Annotated in this window: 15 protein-coding genes and 1 tRNA gene; 6 read left to right on the plus strand and 10 right to left on the minus strand. The window is 63.5% G+C overall.

Annotated elements, in window-relative coordinates:
• Together FHP89_RS20270 and FHP89_RS20275 are read left to right on the plus strand one after the other, a co-directional pair.
• Nucleotides 1-114, plus strand: a 114-nt coding sequence (locus FHP89_RS20270) for an IS3 family transposase (RefSeq protein ID WP_144180143.1), incomplete at its 5' end; no start/stop codon positions are given.
• Between the two features lie 354 nt (nt 115-468).
• A complete protein-coding gene (locus FHP89_RS20275) occupies nt 469-4,428 on the plus strand; it encodes a DUF4365 domain-containing protein (protein WP_144180145.1) in 3,960 nt (1,319 codons plus the stop codon).
• A 543-nt stretch (nt 4,429-4,971) separates the two neighbouring features.
• Here FHP89_RS20275 and FHP89_RS20280 read toward each other — a convergent pair.
• The 10 genes from FHP89_RS20280 to FHP89_RS20325 all read right to left on the minus strand — a co-directional run bounded on the left by FHP89_RS20280 (nt 4,972) and on the right by FHP89_RS20325 (nt 16,159).
• Entirely contained in the window at nt 4,972-5,892 is a 921-nt protein-coding gene (locus FHP89_RS20280; RefSeq protein WP_144180147.1) for a hypothetical protein, read from the minus strand.
• Between the two features lie 511 nt (nt 5,893-6,403).
• Nucleotides 6,404-6,479: transfer RNA gene (locus tag FHP89_RS20285), tRNA-Ala, on the minus strand.
• A 30-nt stretch (nt 6,480-6,509) separates the two neighbouring features.
• Nucleotides 6,510-7,517: an L-threonylcarbamoyladenylate synthase gene (locus tag FHP89_RS20290; RefSeq protein WP_144180149.1), complete on the minus strand. Its 1,008-nt coding sequence runs from the start codon at nt 7,515-7,517 to the stop codon at nt 6,510-6,512.
• A complete protein-coding gene (locus tag FHP89_RS20295) occupies nt 7,510-8,673 on the minus strand; it encodes a 5-(carboxyamino)imidazole ribonucleotide synthase (protein WP_144180152.1) in 1,164 nt (387 codons plus the stop codon). Before FHP89_RS20295 ends, FHP89_RS20290 begins: the two co-directional genes overlap by 8 nt.
• Nucleotides 8,674-8,681: 8 nt before the next feature.
• Complete coding sequence (gene purE, locus FHP89_RS20300) at nt 8,682-9,185, minus strand: 5-(carboxyamino)imidazole ribonucleotide mutase (RefSeq protein ID WP_144180155.1); 504 nt, start codon at nt 9,183-9,185, stop codon at nt 8,682-8,684.
• A gap of 3 nt (nt 9,186-9,188) precedes the next feature.
• Nucleotides 9,189-10,067: a bifunctional methylenetetrahydrofolate dehydrogenase/methenyltetrahydrofolate cyclohydrolase FolD gene (folD, locus tag FHP89_RS20305; RefSeq protein WP_144180158.1), complete on the minus strand. Its 879-nt coding sequence runs from the start codon at nt 10,065-10,067 to the stop codon at nt 9,189-9,191.
• A gap of 85 nt (nt 10,068-10,152) precedes the next feature.
• Nucleotides 10,153-10,767, minus strand: a complete 615-nt coding sequence (locus FHP89_RS20310; RefSeq protein ID WP_144180161.1) for an indolepyruvate oxidoreductase subunit beta — start codon at nt 10,765-10,767, stop codon at nt 10,153-10,155.
• Nucleotides 10,764-12,644 carry a thiamine pyrophosphate-dependent enzyme gene (locus FHP89_RS20315; protein ID WP_144180164.1) on the minus strand — a complete coding sequence of 627 codons (1,881 nt, stop codon included), beginning with the start codon at nt 12,642-12,644 and terminating at the stop codon, nt 10,764-10,766. Before FHP89_RS20315 ends, FHP89_RS20310 begins: the two co-directional genes overlap by 4 nt.
• Before the next feature lie 184 nt (nt 12,645-12,828).
• Nucleotides 12,829-13,473, minus strand: coding sequence for a response regulator transcription factor (locus FHP89_RS20320; protein WP_144180167.1), 645 nt, complete (start codon nt 13,471-13,473; stop codon nt 12,829-12,831).
• On the minus strand, nt 13,448-16,159 hold the full coding sequence (locus FHP89_RS20325) for a PAS domain S-box protein (RefSeq protein WP_144180170.1): 2,712 nt from the start codon (nt 16,157-16,159) through the stop codon (nt 13,448-13,450). The genes FHP89_RS20320 and FHP89_RS20325 overlap by 26 nt, the downstream gene beginning before the upstream one ends.
• A 302-nt stretch (nt 16,160-16,461) precedes the next feature.
• Between FHP89_RS20325 and FHP89_RS20330 the strand changes: the two genes are divergently transcribed.
• The 4 genes from FHP89_RS20330 to FHP89_RS20350 all read left to right on the plus strand — a co-directional run.
• Nucleotides 16,462-17,622, plus strand: a complete 1,161-nt coding sequence (locus FHP89_RS20330; RefSeq protein WP_260851694.1) for an ABC transporter substrate-binding protein — start codon at nt 16,462-16,464, stop codon at nt 17,620-17,622.
• A 512-nt stretch (nt 17,623-18,134) separates the two neighbouring features.
• Nucleotides 18,135-20,816: a pyruvate dehydrogenase (acetyl-transferring), homodimeric type gene (aceE, locus tag FHP89_RS20335; RefSeq protein WP_144180176.1), complete on the plus strand. Its 2,682-nt coding sequence runs from the start codon at nt 18,135-18,137 to the stop codon at nt 20,814-20,816.
• A 20-nt stretch (nt 20,817-20,836) separates the two neighbouring features.
• Nucleotides 20,837-22,507, plus strand: coding sequence for a dihydrolipoyllysine-residue acetyltransferase (aceF, locus tag FHP89_RS20340; RefSeq protein WP_144180179.1), 1,671 nt, complete (start codon nt 20,837-20,839; stop codon nt 22,505-22,507).
• A gap of 12 nt (nt 22,508-22,519) precedes the next feature.
• A partial coding sequence (locus FHP89_RS20350) for a biotin/lipoyl-containing protein (protein WP_222105465.1) occupies nt 22,520-23,533 on the plus strand: 1,014 nt, incomplete at its 3' end.

A 23,533-nucleotide genomic window follows, 5' to 3' on the forward strand; every position in this document is an offset into this window, starting at 1 on the left:
CGACGGGATATCTTCAATTACATCGAGATGTTCTACAACCCGAAACGACGTCACGGATATGCAGGCGACGTTTCTCCGGTAAAGTTCGAAATGCAGTATTTCAACAGGCTGTAGGGCGTCTACTGGAGCCGGGGCGATTCACTTTGGAGGTGGCTGCGGAACCCGATTCGGCTAAGCCCGAAGCTCCACGTAGAGTTGCGAAGGCCAAAACCCAGAAAGCGGCGATTTAATCATGCGCGAGTGCAGTCCTTATGAGTGTTTCAAGAACGATCGCCATCGCCTGTTTGCGTTGATGTCGCGCGACGTTCGGATCGTACTGGTCACGGCGATCTTGGGCGGAGCCGGTCTCGCCGGAACGCATCCGGCACTTCGCACGTTGTTGGCGGGGTGGTTGAACTAAGCCCATTCGGGGTACGAGCAAGTTAATCGTCGAGTGCCTCTTTGGATTTACTAGGAACGAAAACGCCCATGCCACATGAGAAAGGACTGCCACAGACTGGCGACTCGCAAGAGATCGGAGAAGACGCCTACGACTGTCTGCGCGCAAAGCGGCCCAAGGGCTGGCAGCTCACGGAGCTTGGCGGCGTCAACGACTTCGGCTTTGATTTCCAAGTACAAATCAGCGTGCAGCAGCAGGTCGTCCATCCTTTCCGTCTCCAGCTCAAGGGCACGCGCTCGCCGCAGCGCAGCGCAGACGGAAGCTTCCTCTCCATCAGCCTCTCCACCACGACGCTCCGCTACTTCGACAACACGGACGAGCCGGTCCTTCTGGTTCTATGCGACCTGAGCGTCGATCCAGAGGATCCCCGCGAGTGCCCGCTTCACTACGTATGGATTCGCGAGGAGCTTGAGCGTATCCAAATCGCGTCCATCCCCCTGGAACAGAAGGAGGCCGCGATTCGCGTGCCGACGGCCAACGTCTTAAATCGCACGACGGATCTGGTCGACGAGGTCCGTAAGCGGCATCGTCTTTCTCGAGTTGGGCATGCGTTGGATACCAGCGTAGCCGGGATGGACCCGTCGCTCGATTCAGAGGATCGAGTCGCCATGGTGGAGTCGATCACCAGAAACATAGCCACCCGCAGCATTGTCTTTGCCCAAGCACTAGCGGAGCCCGCCGCCGACGTTTGGATCAACCCTCCGCGCGGCAGCTTGGCCTGGCTGCTCACCGAAGCGAAGTTCGCAGTCGCCAGAGGCAGCGTGGAGAAGTGTGCGGACCTGCTCCAGCAGGCTTCAGAGCGTTTGGAGCCTGCGTCGGCGATGGAGAAAGCGGAATACTGGTACCTGAAAGGCCGGCTTCACCTCGTCCGAGGCGATGACAATGATGCGACCCACGCATTCAATAGCGCCGCCGAGACGCAACCGCAGGCCAAATACTGGGCGGCCTGGGCCGAGAGCGAGATGCGCAGGCGGTTCAGAGTCGACCACGGCGAAGATTATTCGGACGTGTTGGACGCGCTGCCCGCGGACGCAGACCCAGCGCTGCTCGGCGTCAAGGCCCGCCTCCTCGCCGCTAGCCGCAAGCACGCCGAAGCCATCGCGCTTCTTGACACTTTCGAAGGCGCTGAGAGCCTCGCTGCGCGGGCCGTGGTCGAAACCATGTTCTCGAATCCCGAACAGGCGCTGCAAGCATGCATCGACGGCATCACCTTGGATGAGAAACGGGAGTCGACAAGGCTGTTGTTTCTGATCTTGCGGGCACGAGCGCGGTTCACCATCGCGTTGAGGAGCGCGCGCGTCGAGGCATCGAGCGAAGGGGTGTTGGAGGATGAGATCCTTCCTCCTTCGGGCCCCATCGGGCTCGACGCGGCCGCGCTGCGCGAAGCATGGGCTGACATCGAAGAAGCCGTTTCTGCCTTAGAGGAGATTAGATGGGTGTCGAATGCCGAATTCGTGATCGACCTCTGGATCGCGACCGCGAGCATGCTCGGCAAGCAGGAGCAGATTCTCACCCGGGTATTGGCCGCGGCTCGGCAGCGGCCGCAGCAAGCCGAACTCCAGTCGGCAGCAGAGACCCTCGCGGCCCAGTGCGGCGACTTCCAGGCGGCCTTGGAAGCCAACAGCCGGCTACCCGAAGGCAACATGAAGGTTTTGCGCCGCGTCACGTTTCTGCACGAGCTCGGCAAGCACCGCGATTGCGTCGAGCTAATGGTGGCAAATATCGACACTGTCGCTCGGTCGCACCAGCTATTCGGCCCCGCCTTGGTGCTGGCTGCCCTGTCGGCGGACGTTACGGCCAGGGATTCTCTGGTCGAGGCTTGGCGCGATATCTTGCGTTCTGGAGATGTGGAAGACCGGGCGCATTCGGCGACCTTGGACTACTTGCTCGCGCAGCGCAGAAACCAGCTGCAGAGCGGCGAGGCGCTGACTGATCTTGCCCGCGAGGACGAACTGCTTGGGCACCCCAAACCGACCACGTTGCTCCTGTTCCGAGAGCTGGACCCCGGCTCCGAGACGCAAGCTGAGCAGTTTCTGGCCGTGGCGACACGCGTGCGCTCGACGATTCGCCTGTCCCCGATGGTCGCCGTGAGGATCGGGGTCGCTTTGGCCACCCTGAGGCGGTGGAGCGATCTGCTCGCCTTGTGCGAGGAATCCTGCCAAGAGTTTGAGGTCACGGGTCGGATCAGGGCATTCCAAGCGCTAGCGCTCGACCAGTTGGGCCGGTCCGACGAGGCGAGGACCATCCTGGAGAGCATGCTCGAAGGTGGCATTGAGGACGGGGTTGCATTGAACACCTACGTGACTATCATGGTTCGCTGGGGGTTCACAGAGAAGGCCAAAGCAGCAGCTGAGTTGATCTTGGCGCGGGCGCAATCGAAGGATCGACGCATCGAGTGCGTGCGAATGCTGTTCAACCTTGAGCAGCATGTGAACCCCACCAGCCCCCGGCTCGTCGACCTTGCATTTCGCATGGGCGCGCTCGCATCCAGCGACGACGAGGTGGAAGAGGGGGTGTTTCTTTGCATGGCCATCGCCGCCACAAGCTTCGAGACGGCGGTGCTGAGCGATGCGCGCAAGGATGAGCTCCATACGCGCGCCAACGGCTTCTTCGAACGGTTCCCCCAGTCGAAGATTCTTCGCCGAGTGGAGCTCCCGGCCGAGGCTGGCGCGAAGGAGATGCTGCGCTCGATGATGTCCGCCATTGGAATGTCTGAAGAGCGCGAGCAACAACGAGCGCGACTCGAAGCTCAGCTCCAAAGCGGCGAGTTGCCATTACCTTTCGCGTGGCGTCCGCGCTTCGCGCTTGGGAATGTGCAGGACGTGGCGCATCTCTGGGAGCTGGCAAAGCGGTCGGCGGCCGGCGAGAAGAAGCTCCACCTGAACATGATCGGCGAGCAGTGGGAACAGCAACGCGCCGAGTCCTTCCGTTCAAGGATGCCCCTGTTCGATCTGCTTACTCTGTTCGTGCTCAAGGACCTCGAATTGCTCGACAAGGTTTTCGACTTCTTCCCCAAGGTTGCAATCTCCCAAGCGACTTTAGGCGAGCTGACGAGAATGTCTCAGCCGTTCTCTGGAAGCATCCACCGGCAGCGGTGCATTGATGTGCAAGATCGCCTCAGGCCGCGCCTCGCGCAGATTCTTCAGCCCCACGGAGTGCCCTCGGAGGACGAACTGCACCTGCCGAGCGCGTCGCGCGAACTTCAGAGCCTTGCACGTACTGGCGACTACGTCGTCTACTCCGACGATGCCATGCTGCGAATGTGGATCTTGGAGGACAAGTTCGCCGCGGACGGAATGTGCACTCTGGACCTGCTCTGCGGGTTGGAGGAGACCGGTCTGCTGAGCACGGAAGAGGTGGCGACCAAACTCGCACAACTCTGCGACTGGCACGTCGGTATACAAATCCAACTGAGGCATCAGCTGGCTCTCATTCCGGAAGCGGTCCGCCTTGCGCGCCGCGTCTTGGAGGCCGCTACGACGCTTCGCAGCATTGCACCCTTCATGTCGCTGGCCCGAGGTATGTGGGGGCCGCACACGGACTTTATGGGCGCCGTCAATCACGTCGGAGCCGTCGTCCGATTGCTGGTGCAGGACCCCGCCGTGCCTGACGTTGCCATCGGCGCCTTTGTCGCAGTTTGGATCGACCACGCAACGGTGCGAGCTGACATGCCACTTCCCGCGCTGCAGCTCGCTGCTCACATCGCTGTGTATGTCGTGGCGGCTGAAAAACTGCCCCTCCAAGCGGCCCGCCGGCTTTGGAATGTCTACTTCGGCGTGGTCGAGGCGGCGTACGGCGCGCTGGAGCCGAAGGCTTTCGGCCTCGCGCTTGCCCAAATAGCGCAAGAAGCCGGCGCTTTGGATAAGAAGATGGCCGAGGAGCGCGTCACTCCGAGTTCGACCATCGGCGAGCGTCTCATGATGGGTCTCACTTTCGATTCGAATACACGGGCGGCCTTCTCCGCAGCCTACATCCGCGGTCGCGAATGAATGAAGACTCCGGCCTGTTCCTGAGAGCGGCTTTCTGATCAGGCCACTTCCTATTGGTATCGTTGATAGAGCTGATTAGAAGCGCGAATTGTCGCTGGCGCCCCCCTCGTTGAACGTCCGGTGATGGCCAGACAGCTGACGTTTGCTCCACTGCGGGGAGTAACCCCCTCCAGTCTGAAGCAGCCGCTCGGTCTAACGACTGGAGTGGCAGCTCTTAGCCGATTTTTTCCCGGTAGACGCTTGTGAATGAACGACCACTCAGGCCGAATTTCTGCCGCCCGATCACCAACGACAAGTTATTAGCCGAAGGCGCTCGAATTTCGGCTCGGTCTCGCGACCGCAGCGGGTCGGCATGCTGACGTCGTTGTTTTGATTCGTCTGACTGGCGGCTTTCAGCCACGATCAAGAACGGCGCCTGATTCTGAGCCGTTGTCGGAACGAGGAACGCACCGCCGTGGCGATTGATTGATTGGCTGACGAATCGCGGCGGCGGGCCGATGGTGCGCTTTCGAGGTGTGGTGGTTTTCCAGGGGCCGCCTGCACTCAGATCGGCGTCGGCGCGCTCCTTGGCGGTCGGCCCACGGTCAGTCGATACAACCCCCATAGCAGTAACAGCGGGACGACGACGGTCTGCATCAGGAAGACAACGATCAGGCGAATCATTCGCTCTGCCGCGCTTTCTGCCGCGGCTTTCAAATCGTCATACTTCTTCTTCATTCTGTCTGTCGGGGCCTTGAAGCTCGACAGGGTGTCGGTTGCGCTTTTCCCCATCGCGGCCATCGTGTCGCCCAGTCGGTCGAAAAGACCCGTGGCTTTCGCCTCGGGGTCTGCAGCCGGCGGCGGTGAGCCGCCCGCCGGAGCGGTTATTTTCCCGTCGCCGCCAACCTCATCCAGAGAGAATGCCTTTAGCTTGGTCGATGTACTGTCCAGCGCGGCCTGGCTTTGTTGGTACTCGTCGGCGGCGAACTGTTCGAACACATAGGCGCTCCCGATCATCGTCGCCGGCATCACAAATCGTACAAACAAGAGCGCCAGCATGAGGCTGCCCAACCAGGGCGGTGCGCTTCGCCGTACGAACAGCAAACACCATAGCAGCGCGACGGCTGTGACGAGCGCCGAAACCGTCCAGTTCGATCCTATCGTGAGCAGCAGCTTCTGAATGCCGAAGGCGACACTGGCCATCAGCATGACCGATGAAAGCGATTCGACCAGGTCGTTGATCGGGTCAAGAATTTCGCCAATCGAGAGCGACACGCCGAAGCCCATCGGGTGCACGGCGACCTCGGTGCCTTGCAGCACGGAAATCACGCCGTTGAGCGCTCGCGCCGATGCGAAGCTGATCAGCGAGCGTTGCAAGCCGGCATCAACGCTCTCCGCAGCCAGTTGGGTGATCGGCCGATACCAACTGCACACGACCACAAACAGTACGAGAAGAGTGATCGCGGTCTTTTTCGTCTTGCTCATGGTCATAGGCGGGAAGGCAAACGACAAAGAAGAAGTGAATGGCCGGCATGCGATACCGTTGCACACATGTGTGACTTGACGGCGTTTTGTCTTCGGGTGCGAGGTCTATCAGCAGATGCGGGTTCGACGTTCTTCGTGAGCCCAAGCGGCCCGGCCAAACTTCGGATTCATCCGCTTGCGCAGATTTTCGCACAGACCCGATGACGTGGTGGTCGGCAGTGGCCACCGCCGGCGGGGTTTCTTGAAGGCCATCGTTTGATGCCGAACGTGAGCGGCCCCAGTCAACGCCATGGCCCGGCGCTTCCGCCGTCCAGGGTGTAGACACGGTGTGAGTGATCAACCACTACCGGCAGTTTTTGAGCGCCCGCGCCTTTTGACGAGCGGGTCTGTTCAGGACGCCCGAGCGGATTATCTTGCGTCCGCTTTGCGCAAGCGGGCTCGCACAGGCAAAGGTGAGGCACAAAAAAAACGGGCTGGCCTTTGCCAACCCGTTTGATTTTCAGGTGTTTTGTGGTGGAGAGGAGGAGGATCGAACTCCCGACCTCCGCATTGCGAACGCGGCGCTCTCCCAGCTGAGCTACCCCCCCACGCTTGAGCGAAAAATTATAGTCCCGCCCTCAGGGCTTGGGAAGCCCCTCGCCCTCGGCGGGCCGATCGGCTGCAGCGCGCTTGAGGCGGTCGTTGACGGCTTGCCATTCGGGGCTCGTGGGTGGCGCTTCGATCAGCAGCAGGGTCGCGCCGCACTGGTCGAGTCGACGCAGATCGCCATAGAGACGGCGCGCATAGCCGGCGGGGTCGCTGGGCAGTTGCAGCCAGACCGAACCGTTCGCCGGGGCGGCGTCGGTCAAGGTGCGTGACAGCACACCGATGCGTTGGCCCGATTGCGCGGCGGCCACAACGGTAGCGTACAGGGCGGGCACGTCGAGCAGGCGCACCGGTGTGGCGGGCGCATAGTGCGAGGCCAGCGTGCCGGAGGCGCGTGGTGCGGTGGTGTCGGCGGCGTCGGGCGTGAGCACCGGTGCGCCGAGCACGCGACGCATGTCGTCGATGGAGACCCGACCCGGGCGCAGCATGACGGGCACGCCACGCGAGAGGTCGACAATGGTCGATTCGATGCCGACCTCGCATTCACCACCGTCGACCACCACGGCGACGGCATTGCCGAGTTCTTCGCGCACATGGTCGGCAGTGGTCGGGCTGATGCGACCGAAGCGGTTGGCCGAGGGCGCGGCGAGGCCGCCGCCAAACGCCGCCAGGAGTGCATGAGCCACCGGGTGGGCCGGCACGCGCAGGCCGACGGTGTCCTGGCCGCCGGTGACGGCATCGGGCACATCGGGCTGGCGCTTGAGGATCAGGGTAAGCGGGCCGGGCCAGAAGGCGGCGGCCAGTTGGCGGGCGGCGTCGGGAATCTCGCGCGCCCAGTCGTCAAGTTGCTCGGCCGAGGCCAGATGAACGATCAGCGGATGATTGGCCGGCCGGCCCTTGGCGGCGAAGATACGCGCCACCGCCTGCGGATTGCGGGCGTCGGCGGCCAAGCCGTAGACCGTTTCGGTCGGCAGGCCGACCAACTGGCCGGCGCGCAAGGCGGCAACCGCGTCGCGCAGCGCGCGGGACAGCTCAGTCATCCGTGATGCCGATCGCTGCGCGAGCCGCCAGGGCAGCGACCAGCGCGGCCTCGACGTCGGTATCGACCACCGTGAAGTGGCCCATCTTGCGACCGGCGCGAGCGTGGTGCTTGCCGTACAGATGCAGGCGCAGATTGGGCACGGCGTGCAGCACCGACCAGTCTGGCTCGTGGGCGCGTTCGTCGCCGGTGCGATACCACAGGTCACCGAGCAGATTGACCATCACGGCGGCGCTGTGGGCGCGCGGCAGGCCCAGCGGCAAGCCGCACAGGGCGCGTACTTGCTGCATGTACTGATCGGTGATGTTGGCGTCGATGGTGGCGTGGCCACTGTTGTGCGGGCGCGGCGCCATCTCGTTGACATATAAGGCGCCATCGCTCACGAAGAACTCGACCGCCAGTGTGCCGACGTAACCGAGCCGCGTGGCGATGCGTTCGGCGAACTGGCGCGCCTGCGAGGCGAGCGTCGCGTCGACACGTGCCGGCGTGATGGACACGTCGAGAATGCCATGTCGGTGCTGGTTCTCGGCCACCGGAAAAACCGTCACCGCACCCGAAGCTTCGCGCGCCAGCACAACCGAGACTTCGCAATCCAGCGCCAGCCGCTTTTCGAGCACACAGGCTTCGCCGCCAAACTCGTTGAAGGCGTGCAGCGCCTGCGCCGCGTCGTGCACTGTCACCTGCCCTTTGCCGTCATAGCCAAAGCGGGCGACCTTGAGAATGGCGGGAAACAGATCGTCGGGCAGATCGTTGAGGTCATCGACGCTGCGCAGCGCACGAAATGCGCCGTGCGGCAGGCCGTTGTCGGCCAGAAAAGTCTTCTCGACGATGCGGTTCTGGCACACCGACACGGCCGCGGCACCGGGGCGCACCGGGATGAACTTGGCGAGGTAGTCCAGCGTGCCGGCAGGCACGTTTTCGAATTCAGTGGTGACGGCAGCACAGGTTTCGGCCATCAGATCGAGCGCGGCGAAGTCTTCGTACTCGGCCAGGATGTGGCGGTCCGACGCACGGCCCGCCGGACTGTTCGCGTCGGGGTCGAGCACCCACACCTGGTAGCCCATTTCGTGGGCGGCATGAACAAAGAAGCGGCCGAGCTGACCGCCACCGAGCATGCCCAGCGTGGCGGGCGGGAGGATCGCGTCGATCGTGCTCATGCGCGGCGTCAGCCCTGCTCGACCGGCGACAAGGCCATGGCCAGAACGGTATCGGTCTGCTTCTGACGGAAGGCGGCGAGCTTGTCAGCCAGCGCCGCATCGTCATTGGCCATCAGCGACACGGCAAACAGCGCGGCATTGGCGGCACCGGCCTCGCCGATTGCAAACGTGGCGACGGGAATCCCTTTGGGCATCTGCACGATCGACAGCAGCGAATCCTGCCCCGACAGCGCGCGCGACTGCACCGGCACGCCGAGCACCGGCAAGGTGGTCTTGGCCGCCACCATGCCCGGCAGGTGCGCCGCGCCGCCGGCGCCGGCGATGATCGCCTTGAGCCCACGACCACGCGCCGCTTCGGCGTATTCGAACATCAGATCGGGGGTGCGATGCGCCGACACCACGCGCGCCTCGTAGGGCACGCCGAAATCGTCGAGAATCCGCGCGGCGGCCTGCATGGTCGGCCAGTCGGAATTGGAGCCCATGATGATGCCGATCTTGACGTCTTCGCTCATTGTTCAGACTCCCTTGCGCTCGGCGGCGCGCTGCGCCGACTCGAGGGTGTTGGCCAGCAACATGGTGATGGTCATCGGCCCGACGCCACCCGGCACCGGGGTGATGGCGCCGGCCACATCCTTGACGGACGCGAAATCGACATCGCCACACAGCTTGCCTTCGTTGGGCAGCCCGGCGGGGATGCGGTTCATGCCGACATCGATCACCGCCGCACCCGGCTTGACCATGTCGCCGGTGATGAACATCGGACGGCCAATGGCCACGATGAGAATGTCAGCCCGGCGCGTGTGCGCGGTCAGATCGCGGGTCTTGGAGTGACAGACGGTCACCGTGGCGCCGGCCTGGGTCAGCAGCATGGCCATCGGCTTGCCAACAATGTTTGAGCGGCCAATGACCACGGCGTCGGCACCCGACACGTCGATATCGCCGGCGGCCAGCAGTTTCATCACGCCATGCGGCGTGCAGGGGAAGAAGGCGCGCTGACCTTGCGACAGACGGCCGACGTTCTCGGCATGAAAGCCGTCCACGTCCTTGTCGACCGAGATGGCCTCGAGCACTTCCTTTTCTTCGAACTGCGGCGGCAGGGGCAGCTGCACCAGGATGCCGTGCACGGTGTCGTCGGCGTTGAGCTCGGCGATCTTGTCGAGCACGAGCTTGGGGTCGGTGTCGGCGGGGTAGTCAAAGCGCAAGGAGCGCATACCCGCCTTTTCGCAACCGGCCACCTTGTTGCGCACATACACCGCCGAGGCGGGGTTGTCGCCCACCAGAATGACGACCAGGCAAGGCGTCACGCCGCGCGCCTTGATTTGCTGGACGCTTTCAGCGAGCTGGGCGCGAACATCGGCAGACAGGGCGTTGCCGTCGAGAATGCGTGCAGACATCGAAACTGCCCTCGGGAAAAACCGGTGATTCTATCGCAGGATCAGGGGCTTGTGCGAAGCCACACGGCGACATTCCGGCTGACGCCTATCCCGCCGGTGCTGCCGCCACGGCGACCGCGGCACGCCCCCGCGCGAAGGCTTCACGATTCAATTCAAGCAACTGCGGCTTGCGCCGGGCGAAACGGGCCAGCACGGCCTGCTCCAGTACATCGTCCGGAAACGGCAGCTGAGCGGCCATGGCGCCGAGCATGACGGTGTTGCCGAGCCGGATTTCACCGAGTTCTAGCGCGATGGCGGTGGCGTCGAAGGCATGCACCGTGAGGCCCAGCGCCATCATTTGCGCGACCGGATCATCCGGGTAGTCGTAGCGCCCACTGTTGACCACGGGCGGGACGATACGCCCGATATTGGTCAGCACCTCGGCGCCGGGGCGCAGCATGTGCACCCAGCGCAAGGTCTCGGCGGCTTCAAAGCCAACCAGCAGATCGGCATCGCCTGGCGCGATCTGCGGCGACAACACGCGAGACCCGAAGCGCAGGTGCGAGGTCACCACCCCGCCGCGCTGGCTCATGCCGGCCACTTCGGTTTTCTTGACATCGAAACCCAGCGACAGCGCGGCCTCGGCGAGGATCTCTGTCGCGGTCATGACGCCCTGGCCGCCAATGCCGCAGACCAGAATATTGGTAATCGACTGACTCATGCCGGGCTCCCGGGCTGACGCATGAAGGACAAGGGCTGGACCGTTTGCGCATGCTGAATGGCCTCGGGCGCACAGGGCTGCACACACAGGCCGCAGCCGGTGCAGGCGGCGGTGTCGATGCGCACAAAGGCCAGATCGACGACCTTGCCGGAGGGTTTGGTTTCCTGCCCGCGACGCGTTACATGGATGGCCGGGCAGCCCACATCGAGGCAGTTGCCGCAGCCGGTGCAACTGTCGTCGATGACCTTGTATGCCTGCGTGGGCTTGTACTCGCCGATCAGCACACAGGGGCGATCGGTGATGATCACCGAGGGCTCTTCAATCTTGGTCTCTTCGCGCAGCGCCTTGAACAGCGTCGGCAATTCGTAGGGGTCGAGCTTGCGGATGCGTTCGCGACGCACGCCCAGCGCCTCGCACAGTTGCGCCAGATCCACCCGCGGCGCCTCCATGCCATGGATGTCACGGCCGGTGGCCGGGTTGTCCTGGCCGCCGGTCATGCCGACGGTGCGGTTGTCGAGCAACAAGATGGTGACGTTGCCGCGGTTGTAGGTGATGTCGAGCAGGCCTTGCATGCCCATGTGCATGAAGGTCGAGTCGCCAATGACCGCAACGATCTTCTTGTTCGCGTCCTTCGCCCCCCGCCCCTTGTCCATGCCAAGCGCCATGCCCATCGAGGCCCCCATCGAAATACAGGTATCCAGCGCATTCCAGGGGTGGCCCGCGCCCAGCGTGTAACAACCGATGTCGCCGGAGATGATCACGTTGCGCAGTTGCGAGAGCGTGTAATAGACGCCCAGGTGCGGGCAGGCCACGCACAGCGTGGGCGGGCGCGGGAAGACCGGCTGGGGCGCCGGCCGGTCGATTTCGACCGGCGCTTCGCCGCGCAGCAGGCGGTCGATGGCTGGGGTGAGAATGTTGGGCGGCAACTCGCCGAGCCGGGGCAGGATGTCCTTGCCGTGACAATCGATGCCGACCGCCTTGAGTTCGGTTTCGAGCAACGGTTCGGTTTCTTCGACCACCACCAGACGCTCGACCTGCGCGGCCAGCGCGCGGATGCGTTCCAGCGGCGGCGGATACGAAAAGCCGAGGCGCAGCACCGGCGCATCGGGAAAGGCTTCGAGCACATGCATGCCGGCCGGGCCCGAGGTCACGAAGCCCACGCGCATGTCCTTGCCCGGCGCCAGCACATTGAATTCAGAGGTTTCGGCGGCCTCGCGCAAGGCGGCTTCGCGATCGAACATCAGCGGCAGGCGCGGCTTGGCATGGCCGGGCACCATCACCCAGCGCGGCGGGTCTTTCTCGAACCCGACAGGCTCAATCACCTCGCGCTCGCCCGCCGTGACTGCGCCTTTGACATGGCAGACACGCGTGGTCAGGCGCACGATCACCGCGGTGCGGAACTGCTCCGACACGGCAAACGCGGCGCGGGTGAGCGTGTAGGCTTCTTGCGAGTCGGCCGGCTCGAACACCGGCACGTGGGCGAATCGCCCCCAGAAACGGGAGTCCTGCTCGTTTTGCGAGGACGACATGCCCACATCGTCGGCGACGATGATCACCAGGCCGCCTTCCACGCCAGTGACGGTCAGCGTCATCAAGGCATCGGAGGCGACGTTCAGGCCGACATGCTTCATCGCACACAGCGCCCGCGCGCCCACCATCGAAGCGCCCAGCGCGACTTCGAGCGAGACCTTTTCATTCACCGACCATTCGGTGTAGAGGTCGGGGAAGCGTGCGAGGACTTCGAGAATTTCGGTGGAGGGCGTGCCCGGATAGGCCGCGGCGACACGCACGCCAGCGTCCCAGGCGGCCCGTGCGACCGCTTCGTTGCCAGAAAGAAATTGCCGGCTATGTGCCGGCGCGGGTTGCACTGCTGCCATGGACGCTGCCTCCGGGACCCGCGAGCGACGCGCACCAAGCCCTGGCAACGCACCGACCGCCCTGCATCGACGTGCGATGCGCGCCGTCAACATTAACGGCCGGGGATTAATTTACCGATCGGTCAACGAATTACAGTTGATTTGAATCAAACGCGACGCACGCAGCGAAGGTCGCGCCAATGGATCAGTCGACAAAGCGCCCTCGGGCCGCCTCGCAGGTCATGACGGATTGCACCAGCTCGGCCAGCGAGTTGGCCTCCATTTTCTCCATCACGCGGGCGCGGTGCACCTCGACGGTTTTGATGCTGATGCCAAGATCGTCAGCAATCTGCTTGTTGAGCCGACCGGCAATGATCAGTTCGAGCACTTCCATCTCGCGCTGGGTGAGCAAGTCGAGACGACGGGCCACCACGGCGTCCTGACGCACGCGACTGCGGCTTTCGCGCTCGGTGGCCAGGCATTGCTCTATGAGTTTGAGCATGTCGCGATCGCTGAAAGGCTTTTCGATGAAATCGACCGCGCCCTTCTTGAGCACCGACACCGCCATGGGCACATCGCCATGGCCAGTGATGAACACCACCGGCAAGGTGGCGTGGCGCTCGCGCAGGCATTCGTAGAGTTCCAGCCCGCTCATGCCGGGCATGCGCACATCGAGCACGATGCAGCCGGCCATGTCGGCGTGATAGGCCGCAAGAAAGGCTTCGGCCGAGGCGAACTGGGCGACGCGATAGCGGTTCGACTCCAGCAACCACACCAGCGAATCGCGCAGGGCTTCGTCGTCGTCAATGATGTAGATGATCTGTTCAGGCGCTTCGGGCGTTCCGTTCACCGGCAATCTCCACGGGCAGCGTAAATCGAAAAACGGTGCCGCCTTCGGGATTGGGTTCGGTCCACAGGCGCCCGTCATGAAATTCGATGATCGAGCGACAAATATTCAGGCCCATGCCCATGCCTTCGGACTTGGTGGTAAAGAACGGGGTAAACAAGCGTTCGGCGTCTTCGTCGCGAATACCGTGGCCGCGATCGGCCACCGACACCTCGACCAGCCCCTCGCGCACGACGCGCGCCGACAGCGTCAACACCCGACAGTCGTCAGGCGTGTCACCCATCGCGTCCATCCCGTTCTTGACCAGGTTGAGCAGCACCTGCTCGATCATGATCCGGTCAGCGTAAACGGGCGGCAGCTTGGGCGCAATCTCGCGACGCACACGCACCGCGGCTTTGCGCGCATCGATCTCGGCAAAACCGAGCGCATCGTCCACCACTTCGTCCAGCGGTACGGCCGTACGACGCGGCTCGCTCTTGCGCACGAAATCGCGAATCCGGCGAATGATCTTGCCGGCGCGCTCGGCCTGGAAGCTGGCTTTTTGCATGGCGGCCAGCACCTCGTCCTGACGGTAGTCGCCGGACTCCATGCGCTTGACGCAGCCCATTGCGTAGTTGGAAATCGCCGCCAGCGGCTGGTTGAGTTCATGCGCCAGGGTGGAGGCCATCTCGCCCATGGTCACCAGGCGCGCGGTACGCTGCAGCCGCTCTTCCTGCTGGCGACTCATCTCTTCCATCTGACGCCGGTCGGTGATGTCGGTGGCGATGCCCATGCGCACCACCCGCCCATCCACCCAACGCGTGGCCTGCTCACGCACGTGGTACCAGTGGCCGGACAACGGGTTGCGCAGCTCGTCGTCGAACAACTCCATCGGCACATCGGCCGGCTGCAGCTTGCGCGGGTCGACCCGGTAGTCGCCCAGCTCGGGCTGCGGCTGGGTCACCGCACGGGCGCGACGACCGACCACGTCGAAACCGTGCAGCGCCATGAAGGCACGGTTGGCGTAGAGGATTTCGTCGTTGCGCGCATCGGCCACGAACACCGCGGAATCGAGCCCGTCGAGCACCGCCTCGAAGCGCTTGTGCGCCGCTTCGAGTGCCGCCCGAACGCGCTTGGGCTCGGTGATGTCGGTGACCGAGGCCATCCAGCCGGTCTGCTTGCCACTGCCGTCGATCAGCGGCGAAAGGTAAAAACGCGCATCGAGCCGCTCGCCGCTCTTGCGCAGCACTTTCATTTCAAAACCCGAGGACGGCGCCTGCCCCGCCAGTGTGATATCCAGATTGTGCTGGCAGCGCGGAATGTCTTCCTCGGGCCAATAGGGAAAAGGCGGCATCGCGCCCACCAGCTCATCGGACGACAAGCCCACCATCCGGCAAAAGGCCGGGTTGGCGTAAATGATGCGACCCGACAGGTCGATGGCGCGCAGGCCGGTGACGACCGACTCTTCCATGGCGCGCCGGAACGCCGACTCGGCCCGCAGCGCCTCTTCGGTCGCCTTGCGTCCGGTGATGTCGTGGGCCACCGCGTAGAACAGCTTTTCGTCGAGCACCGGGTTGATGCTCCAGACCAACCACTTGTAGCGGCCATCAGCACAGCGCACCCGGTTCTCGAAGCTCACCGGCTGACCGTTGGCCAGCAGGCGCAACTGCTCGATGGTCGCAACGATGTCATCGTCGTGAACAAAATCGAGCAGCGGACGCCCGGGCATCTGCACCACGGGATAGCCCAGCAGGCGTTCAAACGCCGGATTGCAGCGACGGAAAGTGCCGTCGGCGCTGAGGATGCTGAGAATATCGAGCGACAGGTTGAACAGGCGATCGCGCTCTTTTTCGACACGCACCCGGCGCCGCATATGGCTGCGCAGCAACCACAGGCTCCACAGCATCAGCACCGACAGCCCGATGATCATGATGGTTGGCAGCGCACGCGGAATCGCGCCGACGGTGCGGAACGCGGTGGCGCGCAGCATCAAACCGTTGGCCGGCGGATCAAGCGCAATCGCGTAAGCCACCGACTCGTCGAGCGCCTGCACCGACGAATTGACCGCCAGGGTATCGCCGCGTGGCCCGATCAGCGCCAGCCGGTATTTTTCGGAGAACCAGGACGGCACCAGATGGCGAACGATCCGGTCGATGGAATACACCGCCACCATCGAGCCCATGAACCGCCGGCCGTGGCGCACCGGAATATAGAGTTCAAGTACCGCCTCACCGCGGGGATTCACATAGGGGTCGCCATAGGCCGGCCGCCCGATCTCGCGTGCGCGAAAAAACGCCACGGTCTGGGTGCTGGTGAGCACATCGCCGGCCAGCCAATCGGTCGTATCGAAGGGCGCGCTCCAGCGCACCACCTCGCCCGGCTCGACCCAGACAAGGTTGATCAGCTGCGGATTGTTGGCAATGTGCTGATTGGCGCGCAGCTGGAAGTTGTCCAGATCGAGCGAGCCGGCGGCCAGATCGCGCGCCATCTGGGTCAGGAACTCTTCCGTGCCCTGCATGTGCAGGCGCATGGTCTGCTCGGCCCATTGCACGTCCCGCGCAATCGCATTGCGCTGGATCTCGGTCTCCTGCCGTTGCAGCACCCACACCAGCACCAACATGGCGACCGCAAACACCACCACCGCAACGTAGGGGACGGTCCAGTAAAGCTCGGTGCGGGCCTGAGCGCGCGCAGCTGTGGGTTTTGCCATGGCCTCCGGCCAAAAATAAACGGGGTTCGCGAACGAAATCAACGCAAGCGATTGATCGGCATTGTCACCGCCCCCCGCCTCCGGCGACATCGGGTGATTCCCTAGGGCGGCCGCTTATTTATCCGTCTTGTTGATCAGCCCGTTTATGGTCACACCCGTGGCATTGACGGCAAAAACAATACAGACGGCATACTTGTCCGGGCAACTCTAGGGGTTTTCGCCAATGTCACATCGCATGAGCCGGGTCTTACAGTCGTCAAAAAACGGGAGGAGACCCCAACTTGCGCGCATGCCTCGCTGCATTGCTGTGCTCGCTACTGGTTTGGCCAGCGTGGAGCGCTGAGCCGATCCGGATCGGCGTGACAGGCCCCTTCACGGGTGGGTCGGCCCCCATGGGCTTGTCCATGCGCGACGGCATTCGTCTGGCGGCTCAGGAGCTCAACGCCAGCGGCGGCGTCATTGGCCGACCGATCATGCTCATTGAGCGCGACGACGAGGCACGCAACGAACGCGGCGCGCAGGTCATTCAAGAGCTGATCGAAAAAGACAAAGTGGTTGCGGGCCTTGGCATTGTCAATACCGGTGTCGCCCTCGCCACCCAGCAAATCTATCAGCAAGCCCGGGTGCCCGTCATCACCAGCGTGGCCACCGGCACCTTCATCACCAAGCAGTTTCAACCGCCCCGCTATCCCGACAACTACGTTTTCCGGGTCTCGGCGAATGACCGCGTGCAAGCGGAGATGATTGTGGAAGAGGCAGTGGATCGGCGCGGCTTCACCAAAATCGCGATTTTCCACGATGCCACCAACTACGGCCAGCTCGGCAAACTCGATCTGGTGCACTCGCTGGCCATCCGCGGGCTCGGCCCGGCCGTGATCGAGCGCTTCAATCTGCGCGACGTAGACATGACCTCGCACCTTCGCCGGGCGCGCGCCGCCGGTGTTCAGGCCATCCTGACCTACGGCATCGGCCCCGAACTGGCGCATATCGCCAACGCCATGTCGGTGCTCGACTGGCGGGTGCCGCTCATCGGAAGCTGGACGCTCGGCATGTCCAATTTCATCGACGAAGCGGGGCCGAATGCCGAAGGCGCGCGCATGCCGCAAACCTACATTGCAGAAGACACCGCCGCTCGGCGCAGTGCCTTTCTGACGCGGTATCGAGAAACATACGGCAGCGAACGGATTCCTGTTCCCCCTGCCGCCGCACAAGGGTATGATTCGATGCTTGTGCTTGCAGCAGCGATTCGTCAGGCAGGCGACACCGAAGGTGAAAAGATCCGCGAGGCCCTCGAAGGGCTTAAAGAACGGGTTGAAGGTGTCGTTATGACCTACGATCGGCCGTTCTCGAAAACCGATCACGAAGCGATCGACGACACGTCCATACCGTATATGGGCGAAGTCCGGAACGGACAGGTCGTGTTTGCGTATGACCGCGACCGCCTGCGCGCTTCAGGCCAATGAGCTCCACACCAGAGCCAATTTCACGATCGGTCGGGGGGTTTCTCCCTCCCTCCCTCACCCCCGGCCGATCTTTTTCTTTCCTGCGTCCCCCTGGCGCAGCCCCCTGCTTTTGTCCGGACCACGCGGTGCGCGCCACATCGGCATAGCGCTCGACGTACGCCCCATACCCAATGCCCCATCGCCCGCCCAGCGCCGCCCACACCGGAAAGCGCGCGCGCCACGGCGATGTCTTCTTGTTGATCAACCTGGTCATACCGATACCTCCTTCGCGTACATCGCCTTGTCGCGGCCACCGCCATGGCAGGGCCGGCGCGCGCGCATTTGTCGCAAAAATCCGACATCCGCCACCGGTTCCATCCCATGCTACGGATATCCCTTATTGCACATTCTGAAATTGGATTTTATAGTACGCAAAGGTCGAGAGCGGCCAGGAGTGTTTTCGTCGACGTCGCGCGGTACAGTGTCGTGCGACGGATTGACTTCAACAATCGTCATGAGGAGAGGAGAGAAGCATGAGCGCAATAAATAACAACACCGTGCAACCAGATCCGGATGCGCAAGAAACGCAAGAATGGCTGGATGCCCTGGGCGGTGTCATCGCCAACGAAGGCCCCCAGCGGGCACACTTTCTGATCGAAAAGCTGATTGAAGAAGGCCGCGAAGAAGGGATCGACATTCCCTATTCCGCCACCACGCAGTACATCAACACCATCCCCGCCAGCCAGCAACCCAAATACCCCGGCGATCCGGACATGGAGATCAAGCTCCACTCCTACATCCGCTGGAACGCGATGGCGATGGTCGTGCGTGCCAACAAAGACACCAACGTTGGCGGCCACATCTCCTCGTTTGCCTCATCCGCAGCCCTCTACGACGTGGGCTTTTCGCATTTCTGGAAGGCCGTCGGCCATGAATCCGGCGGCGACCTGATCTTCTTCCAAGGCCACTCGGTCCCGGGCGTCTACTCGCGCGCGTTCATGCTCGGCCGCCTGACCGAGAAGCAGCTTGATGGCTATCGCCAGGAAGTCGACGGCACGGGCATTTCGTCCTACCCGCACCCGTGGCTGATGCCGGACTTCTGGCAGTTCCCGACGGTGTCGATGGGCTTGGGCCCCTTGTGCGCGATTTACTCTGCACGCTTCATGAAGTACATGGCCAGCCGTGGCCTGATCGATGCCAAGAAAGCCGAACAGCGCAAGGTCTGGGCCTTCCTGGGCGACGGCGAGACCGACGAAGTCGAGTCCCTCGGCGCCATCGGCATGGCCGGTCGCGAGAAGCTCGACAACCTGATCTTCGTCATCAACTGCAACCTGCAGCGCCTCGATGGCCCAGTGCGCGGTAACGGCAAGATCATTCAGGAACTCGAAGGTGAGTTCCGCGGTTCGGGCTGGAACGTCATCAAACTGGTCTGGGGCACCCACTGGGACGCCCTGTTCGAGCGCGACAAGAAAGGCATTCTCAAGAAGCGCATGATGGAACTGTGCGACGGCGAGTACCAGACCTTCAAGGCCAAGGACGGCGCCTATGTGCGCGAGCACTTCTTCAACACGCCCGAGTTGCGTGCGCTGGTCGCCGACTGGACCGACGACGACGTATGGCAACTGAACCGCGGTGGTCACGACCTGTTCAAGATCTTCGCGGCCTACAACGCGGCCGTGAATCACAAAGGTGCGCCGACCCTGATCCTCGCCAAGACCATCAAGGGTTTCGGTCTGGGCCAGTCCGGCGAAGCGATGAACATCGCGCACAACACCAAGAAGCTGGATGTCGAATCGATCAAGCGTTTCCGCGATCGCTTCGGTCTGCCGGTGGGTGACGACAAGGTCGCCGACCTGCCCTACCTGAAATTTGCCGAGGATTCGCCCGAGTACAAATACATGCGCGAACGCCGCATGGAACTCGGCGGCTTCCTGCCCAGCCGTCGCACCAAGGCCGAGGCGCTGGCCGTGCCGCCGCTGGAGAACTTCGCCGCCCTGCTCAAGGCCTCCGGTGAAGGCCGCGAACTGTCGACCACCATGGTCATGGTCCGCATCATGAACACGCTGCTCAAGGACAAGCAGATCGGCAAGAACATCGTGCCGATCGTGCCGGACGAGTCGCGTACCTTCGGTATGGAAGGCATGTTCCGCCAGTACGGCATCTGGAACCAGCAAGGCCAGAAGTACGTGCCGGAAGACCACGACCAGCTGATGTTCTACAAAGAATCGGTCACCGGTCAGGTCCTGCAGGAAGGCATCAACGAAGCCGGCTCGATGGCCGACTGGATCGCCGCCGCCACCGCTTACTCGGTGCATGGCGTGCAGATGGTGCCCTTCTACATCTGCTACTCGATGTTTGGCCTGCAGCGCACCATGGACCTGTGCTGGGCGGCTGCCGACCAGCGTTCGCGCGGCTTCCTGATCGGCGGCACCGCCGGTCGCACCACGCTCAACGGTGAAGGCCTGCAGCACGAAGATGGCCACAGCCTGATCCTGGCCAACCTGATCCCCAACTGCATCAGCTACGACCCGACCTTCCAGTACGAACTGGCGGTGATCGTGCAGGACGGCATGCGCCGGATGTTTGCCGACCAGGAAGACATCTACTACTACATCACCGTGATGAACGAAAACTACGAGCATCCCGAGATGCCGGCCGGTTCCGAAGCCGACATTCTCAAGGGCATGTATTCGTTCAAGAAAGGTGGCAAGAGCAAGGGCCCGCGCGTTCAGCTGCTGGGTTCGGGCACAATCTTCCGCGAAGTCATCGCCGCCGCCGACCTGCTCAAGGCCGACTGGGGTGTCGAGGCCGACATCTGGGGTTGCCCGAGCTTCAACGAACTGGTCCGCGATGGTCAGGACGCCGAGCGCTGGAACCTGCTGCATCCGATGGAGACGCCGCGCCTGTCGCACGTCGAACAGCAACTCGCCGGTGCCGAAGGCCCGGTGGTCGCTGCCACCGACTACATGCGCATGTTCGCCGAGCAGATCCGTCCCTTCGTCAAGGGCAGCTATGTCACGCTGGGCACCGACGGTTTCGGCCGCTCCGACACCCGCGAGAAGCTGCGTCACTTCTTTGAAGTGGATCGCCACTGGGTCACCCTGGCTGCCCTCAAGGCCCTGGCCGATGAAGGCAAGATCGAACGCGAGAAGGTTGCCGCCGCACTGGTCAAGTACAAGCTCGACCCGTCCAAGCCCAACCCCATGTCCGTCTGAACGCTGAGGAGACTGCAAACATGAGCCAACTCATTGAAGTCAAAGTGCCGGACATCGGCGATTACGACGATGTGCCGGTGATCGAGCTGTACGTCAAGGTCGGCGACACCATCGCCGTCGATGATCCCATCGTCACGCTCGAATCCGACAAGGCCACCATGGACGTTCCGTCCGAGGTCGCCGGCGTCATCAAGGAGCTCAAGGTCGCCCTGGGCGACCGCGTGGCCGAAGGCAGCGTGCTGATCGTGGTCGAGGCCGCCGGCGCTGGCGCCGCTGCCGCCCCGGCTGCGGCTGCCGCACCTGCACCCGCTGCAGCCCCCGCCGCGGCACCGGCCGCAGCGGCCCCCGCGGCCGCTCCGGCGGCTGCCGGTGGTGGCGTGGTCGAAGTCAAAGTGCCGGACATCGGCGACTACGACTCGGTTCCGGTCATCGAGCTCTACGTCAAAGTCGGCGACACCATCGCCGTCGATGACGCGATCGCCATGCTCGAATCCGACAAGGCCACCATGGACGTCCCCTCCACCGCCGCTGGCGTGGTCAAGGAAGTCCTGGTCGAGGTCGGCAGCACCGTGTCCGAAGGCTCCGTGCTGATCAAGCTCGCCGCTGCAGGCGCTGCTGCCGCCGCACCCGCCCCGGCCGCCAGCGCACCGGCTCCGGCAGCTGCCGCACCGGCGCCTGCCGCTGCCGCTGCCGCTGCGCCGGCACCGGTGGCCGCCGCAGCCCCCGCGGCTGCAGCCGCACCGTCGGCCGTCAAGCTCGGTGGCAAGGTGCACGCCAGCCCGTCAGTGCGTGCCTTTGCGCGCGAACTGGGCGTCGATCTGGGCCAGGTGAAAGCCACCGGCCCGAAAAACCGCATCACCCAAGCAGACGTCACCGCCTTCGTGAAGGGCGCGATGCAGTCCGGCAATGTGCCGGGCAAGGCAGCCTCAGCCAGCGCCGGCGCAAGCCTCGGCGGTGGTCTGGATCTGCTGCCGTGGCCGAAAGTCGACTTCGCCAAGTTTGGCGAGATCGAAACCAAGCCGCTGTCGCGCATCAAGAAGATCTCTGGCCAGAACCTCGCCCGTAACTGGGTGATGATCCCGGCCGTGACCTATCACGAAGACGCCGACATCACTGACCTCGAAGCTTTCCGCGTGGCAATGAACAAGGAAAACGAGAAGTCCGGCAAGAAGCTCACCATGCTCGCCTTTATCATCAAGGCCTCGGTGCGCGCCCTGCAGGAGTTCCCCGAGTTCAACACCTCGCTCGACGGCGACAATCTGGTCTACAAGAAGTACTTCAACATCGCCTTCGCCGCCGACACGCCCAACGGGCTGGTGGTGCCGGTGATCAAGAACGCCGACCAGAAGAGCGTGTTCGAGATCGCGGCCGAATCCGGTGCGCTGGCCAAGAAAGCGCGTGATGGCAAGATCGCGCCGGCAGACATGTCCGGCGCCTGCTTCACCATCTCGTCGCTGGGCGGCATCGGTGGCACCTACTTCGCGCCGATCGTCAATGCGCCTGAAGTGGCCATCCTCGGTGTCAACAAGTCCGTCATGAAGCCGGTGTGGGACGGCAAGCAGTTCGTGCCGCGCCTGACCCTGCCGATGTCGCTGACCGCAGATCACCGCGTGATCGACGGCGCGCTGGCCACCCGCTTCAACGTCTACCTCGCCCAACTGCTGTCCGACTTCCGTCGGGTCATGCTCTAAGGAGGCCGTGACATGAGCCAAGTTGAAGTCAAAGTCCCCGATATCGGCGATTACGCCGATGTGCCGGTGATCGAGCTTTACGTCAAGGTCGGCGACACCATCGCCGTCGATGACCCCATCGTCACGCTCGAGTCCGACAAAGCCACCATGGACGTCCCGTCCGAGGTCGCCGGTGTGATCAAGGAAGTCAAAATCGCCCTCGGCGACCGTGTGGCCGAAGGCAGCGTGCTGATCGTTGTCGACGCCGCCGGCGCTGGTGCCGCAGCCGCTCCGGCGGCAGCCGCATCCCCGGCCCCCGCAGCCGCACCGGCCGCCGCGCCGGCCGCTGCCGGTGGTGGCGTGGTCGAAGTCAAAGTGCCCGACATCGGCGATTTCGATGCCGTGCCGGTGATCGAGCTCTACGTCAAAGTTGGCGACACCATCGCCGTCGATGACGCGATCGCCATGCTCGAGTCCGACAAAGCCACCATGGACGTCCCCTCCACCGCCGCAGGCGTGGTCAAGGAAGTCCTGGTCGAGCTCGGCAGCAAGGTCTCCGAAGGCTCGGTGCTGATCAAGGTCGCCGCGGCTGGCGCCGCCGCCAGTGCCGCCCCGGCAGCTGCCGCCGCACCGGCGCAGGCCGCCGTGGCCGCACCGACCGCCGGCAGCCATGCCGGGGGTGCCGACATCGAGGTCGACATGCTCGTCCTCGGCGCCGGCCCGGGCGGTTACTCTGCCGCCTTCCGCGCCGCCGACCTCGGCCTCAAAACCGTCATCGTCGAGCGCTACGCCACCTTCGGCGGCGTCTGCCTCAACGTCGGCTGCATCCCCTCCAAAGCCCTGCTGCACGTGGCCGCGGTGATGGATGAAGCACAGCACATGGGTGGCGCGGGCGTGAGCTTCGCCAAGCCCACGGTCGATCTCGACGCCCTGCGCAAGCACAAGGAAGGCGTGGTCGGGAAGCTCACCGGCGGTCTGGCCGGCATGGCCAAAGGCCGCAAGGTCGACATGGTGCGTGGCTACGGCCACTTCCTCGACCCGAATCAC

This window comes from Denitromonas ohlonensis, from assembly GCF_007625205.1.
GTDB classification, from domain to species: domain Bacteria; phylum Pseudomonadota; class Gammaproteobacteria; order Burkholderiales; family Rhodocyclaceae; genus Nitrogeniibacter; species Nitrogeniibacter ohlonensis.

Bases quoted from the DNA above. Each gene is read 5' to 3' on its own strand.
- aceF (WP_144180179.1), top strand. From the start codon at position 20,837: ATGAGCCAACTCATTGAAGTCAAAGTGCCGGACATCGGCGATTACGAC.
- FHP89_RS20315 (WP_144180164.1), bottom strand. From the start codon at position 12,644: ATGGCAGCAGTGCAACCCGCGCCGGCACATAGCCGGCAATTTCTTTCT.
- aceE (WP_144180176.1), top strand. From the start codon at position 18,135: ATGAGCGCAATAAATAACAACACCGTGCAACCAGATCCGGATGCGCAA.
- folD (WP_144180158.1), bottom strand. From the start codon at position 10,067: ATGTCTGCACGCATTCTCGACGGCAACGCCCTGTCTGCCGATGTTCGC.
- FHP89_RS20325 (WP_144180170.1), bottom strand. From the start codon at position 16,159: ATGGCAAAACCCACAGCTGCGCGCGCTCAGGCCCGCACCGAGCTTTAC.
- FHP89_RS20295 (WP_144180152.1), bottom strand. From the start codon at position 8,673: ATGAGCACGATCGACGCGATCCTCCCGCCCGCCACGCTGGGCATGCTC.
- FHP89_RS20280 (WP_144180147.1), bottom strand. From the start codon at position 5,892: ATGAGCAAGACGAAAAAGACCGCGATCACTCTTCTCGTACTGTTTGTG.
- purE (WP_144180155.1), bottom strand. From the start codon at position 9,185: ATGAGCGAAGACGTCAAGATCGGCATCATCATGGGCTCCAATTCCGAC.
- FHP89_RS20275 (WP_144180145.1), top strand. From the start codon at position 469: ATGCCACATGAGAAAGGACTGCCACAGACTGGCGACTCGCAAGAGATC.
- FHP89_RS20290 (WP_144180149.1), bottom strand. From the start codon at position 7,517: ATGACTGAGCTGTCCCGCGCGCTGCGCGACGCGGTTGCCGCCTTGCGC.
- FHP89_RS20310 (WP_144180161.1), bottom strand. From the start codon at position 10,767: ATGAGTCAGTCGATTACCAATATTCTGGTCTGCGGCATTGGCGGCCAG.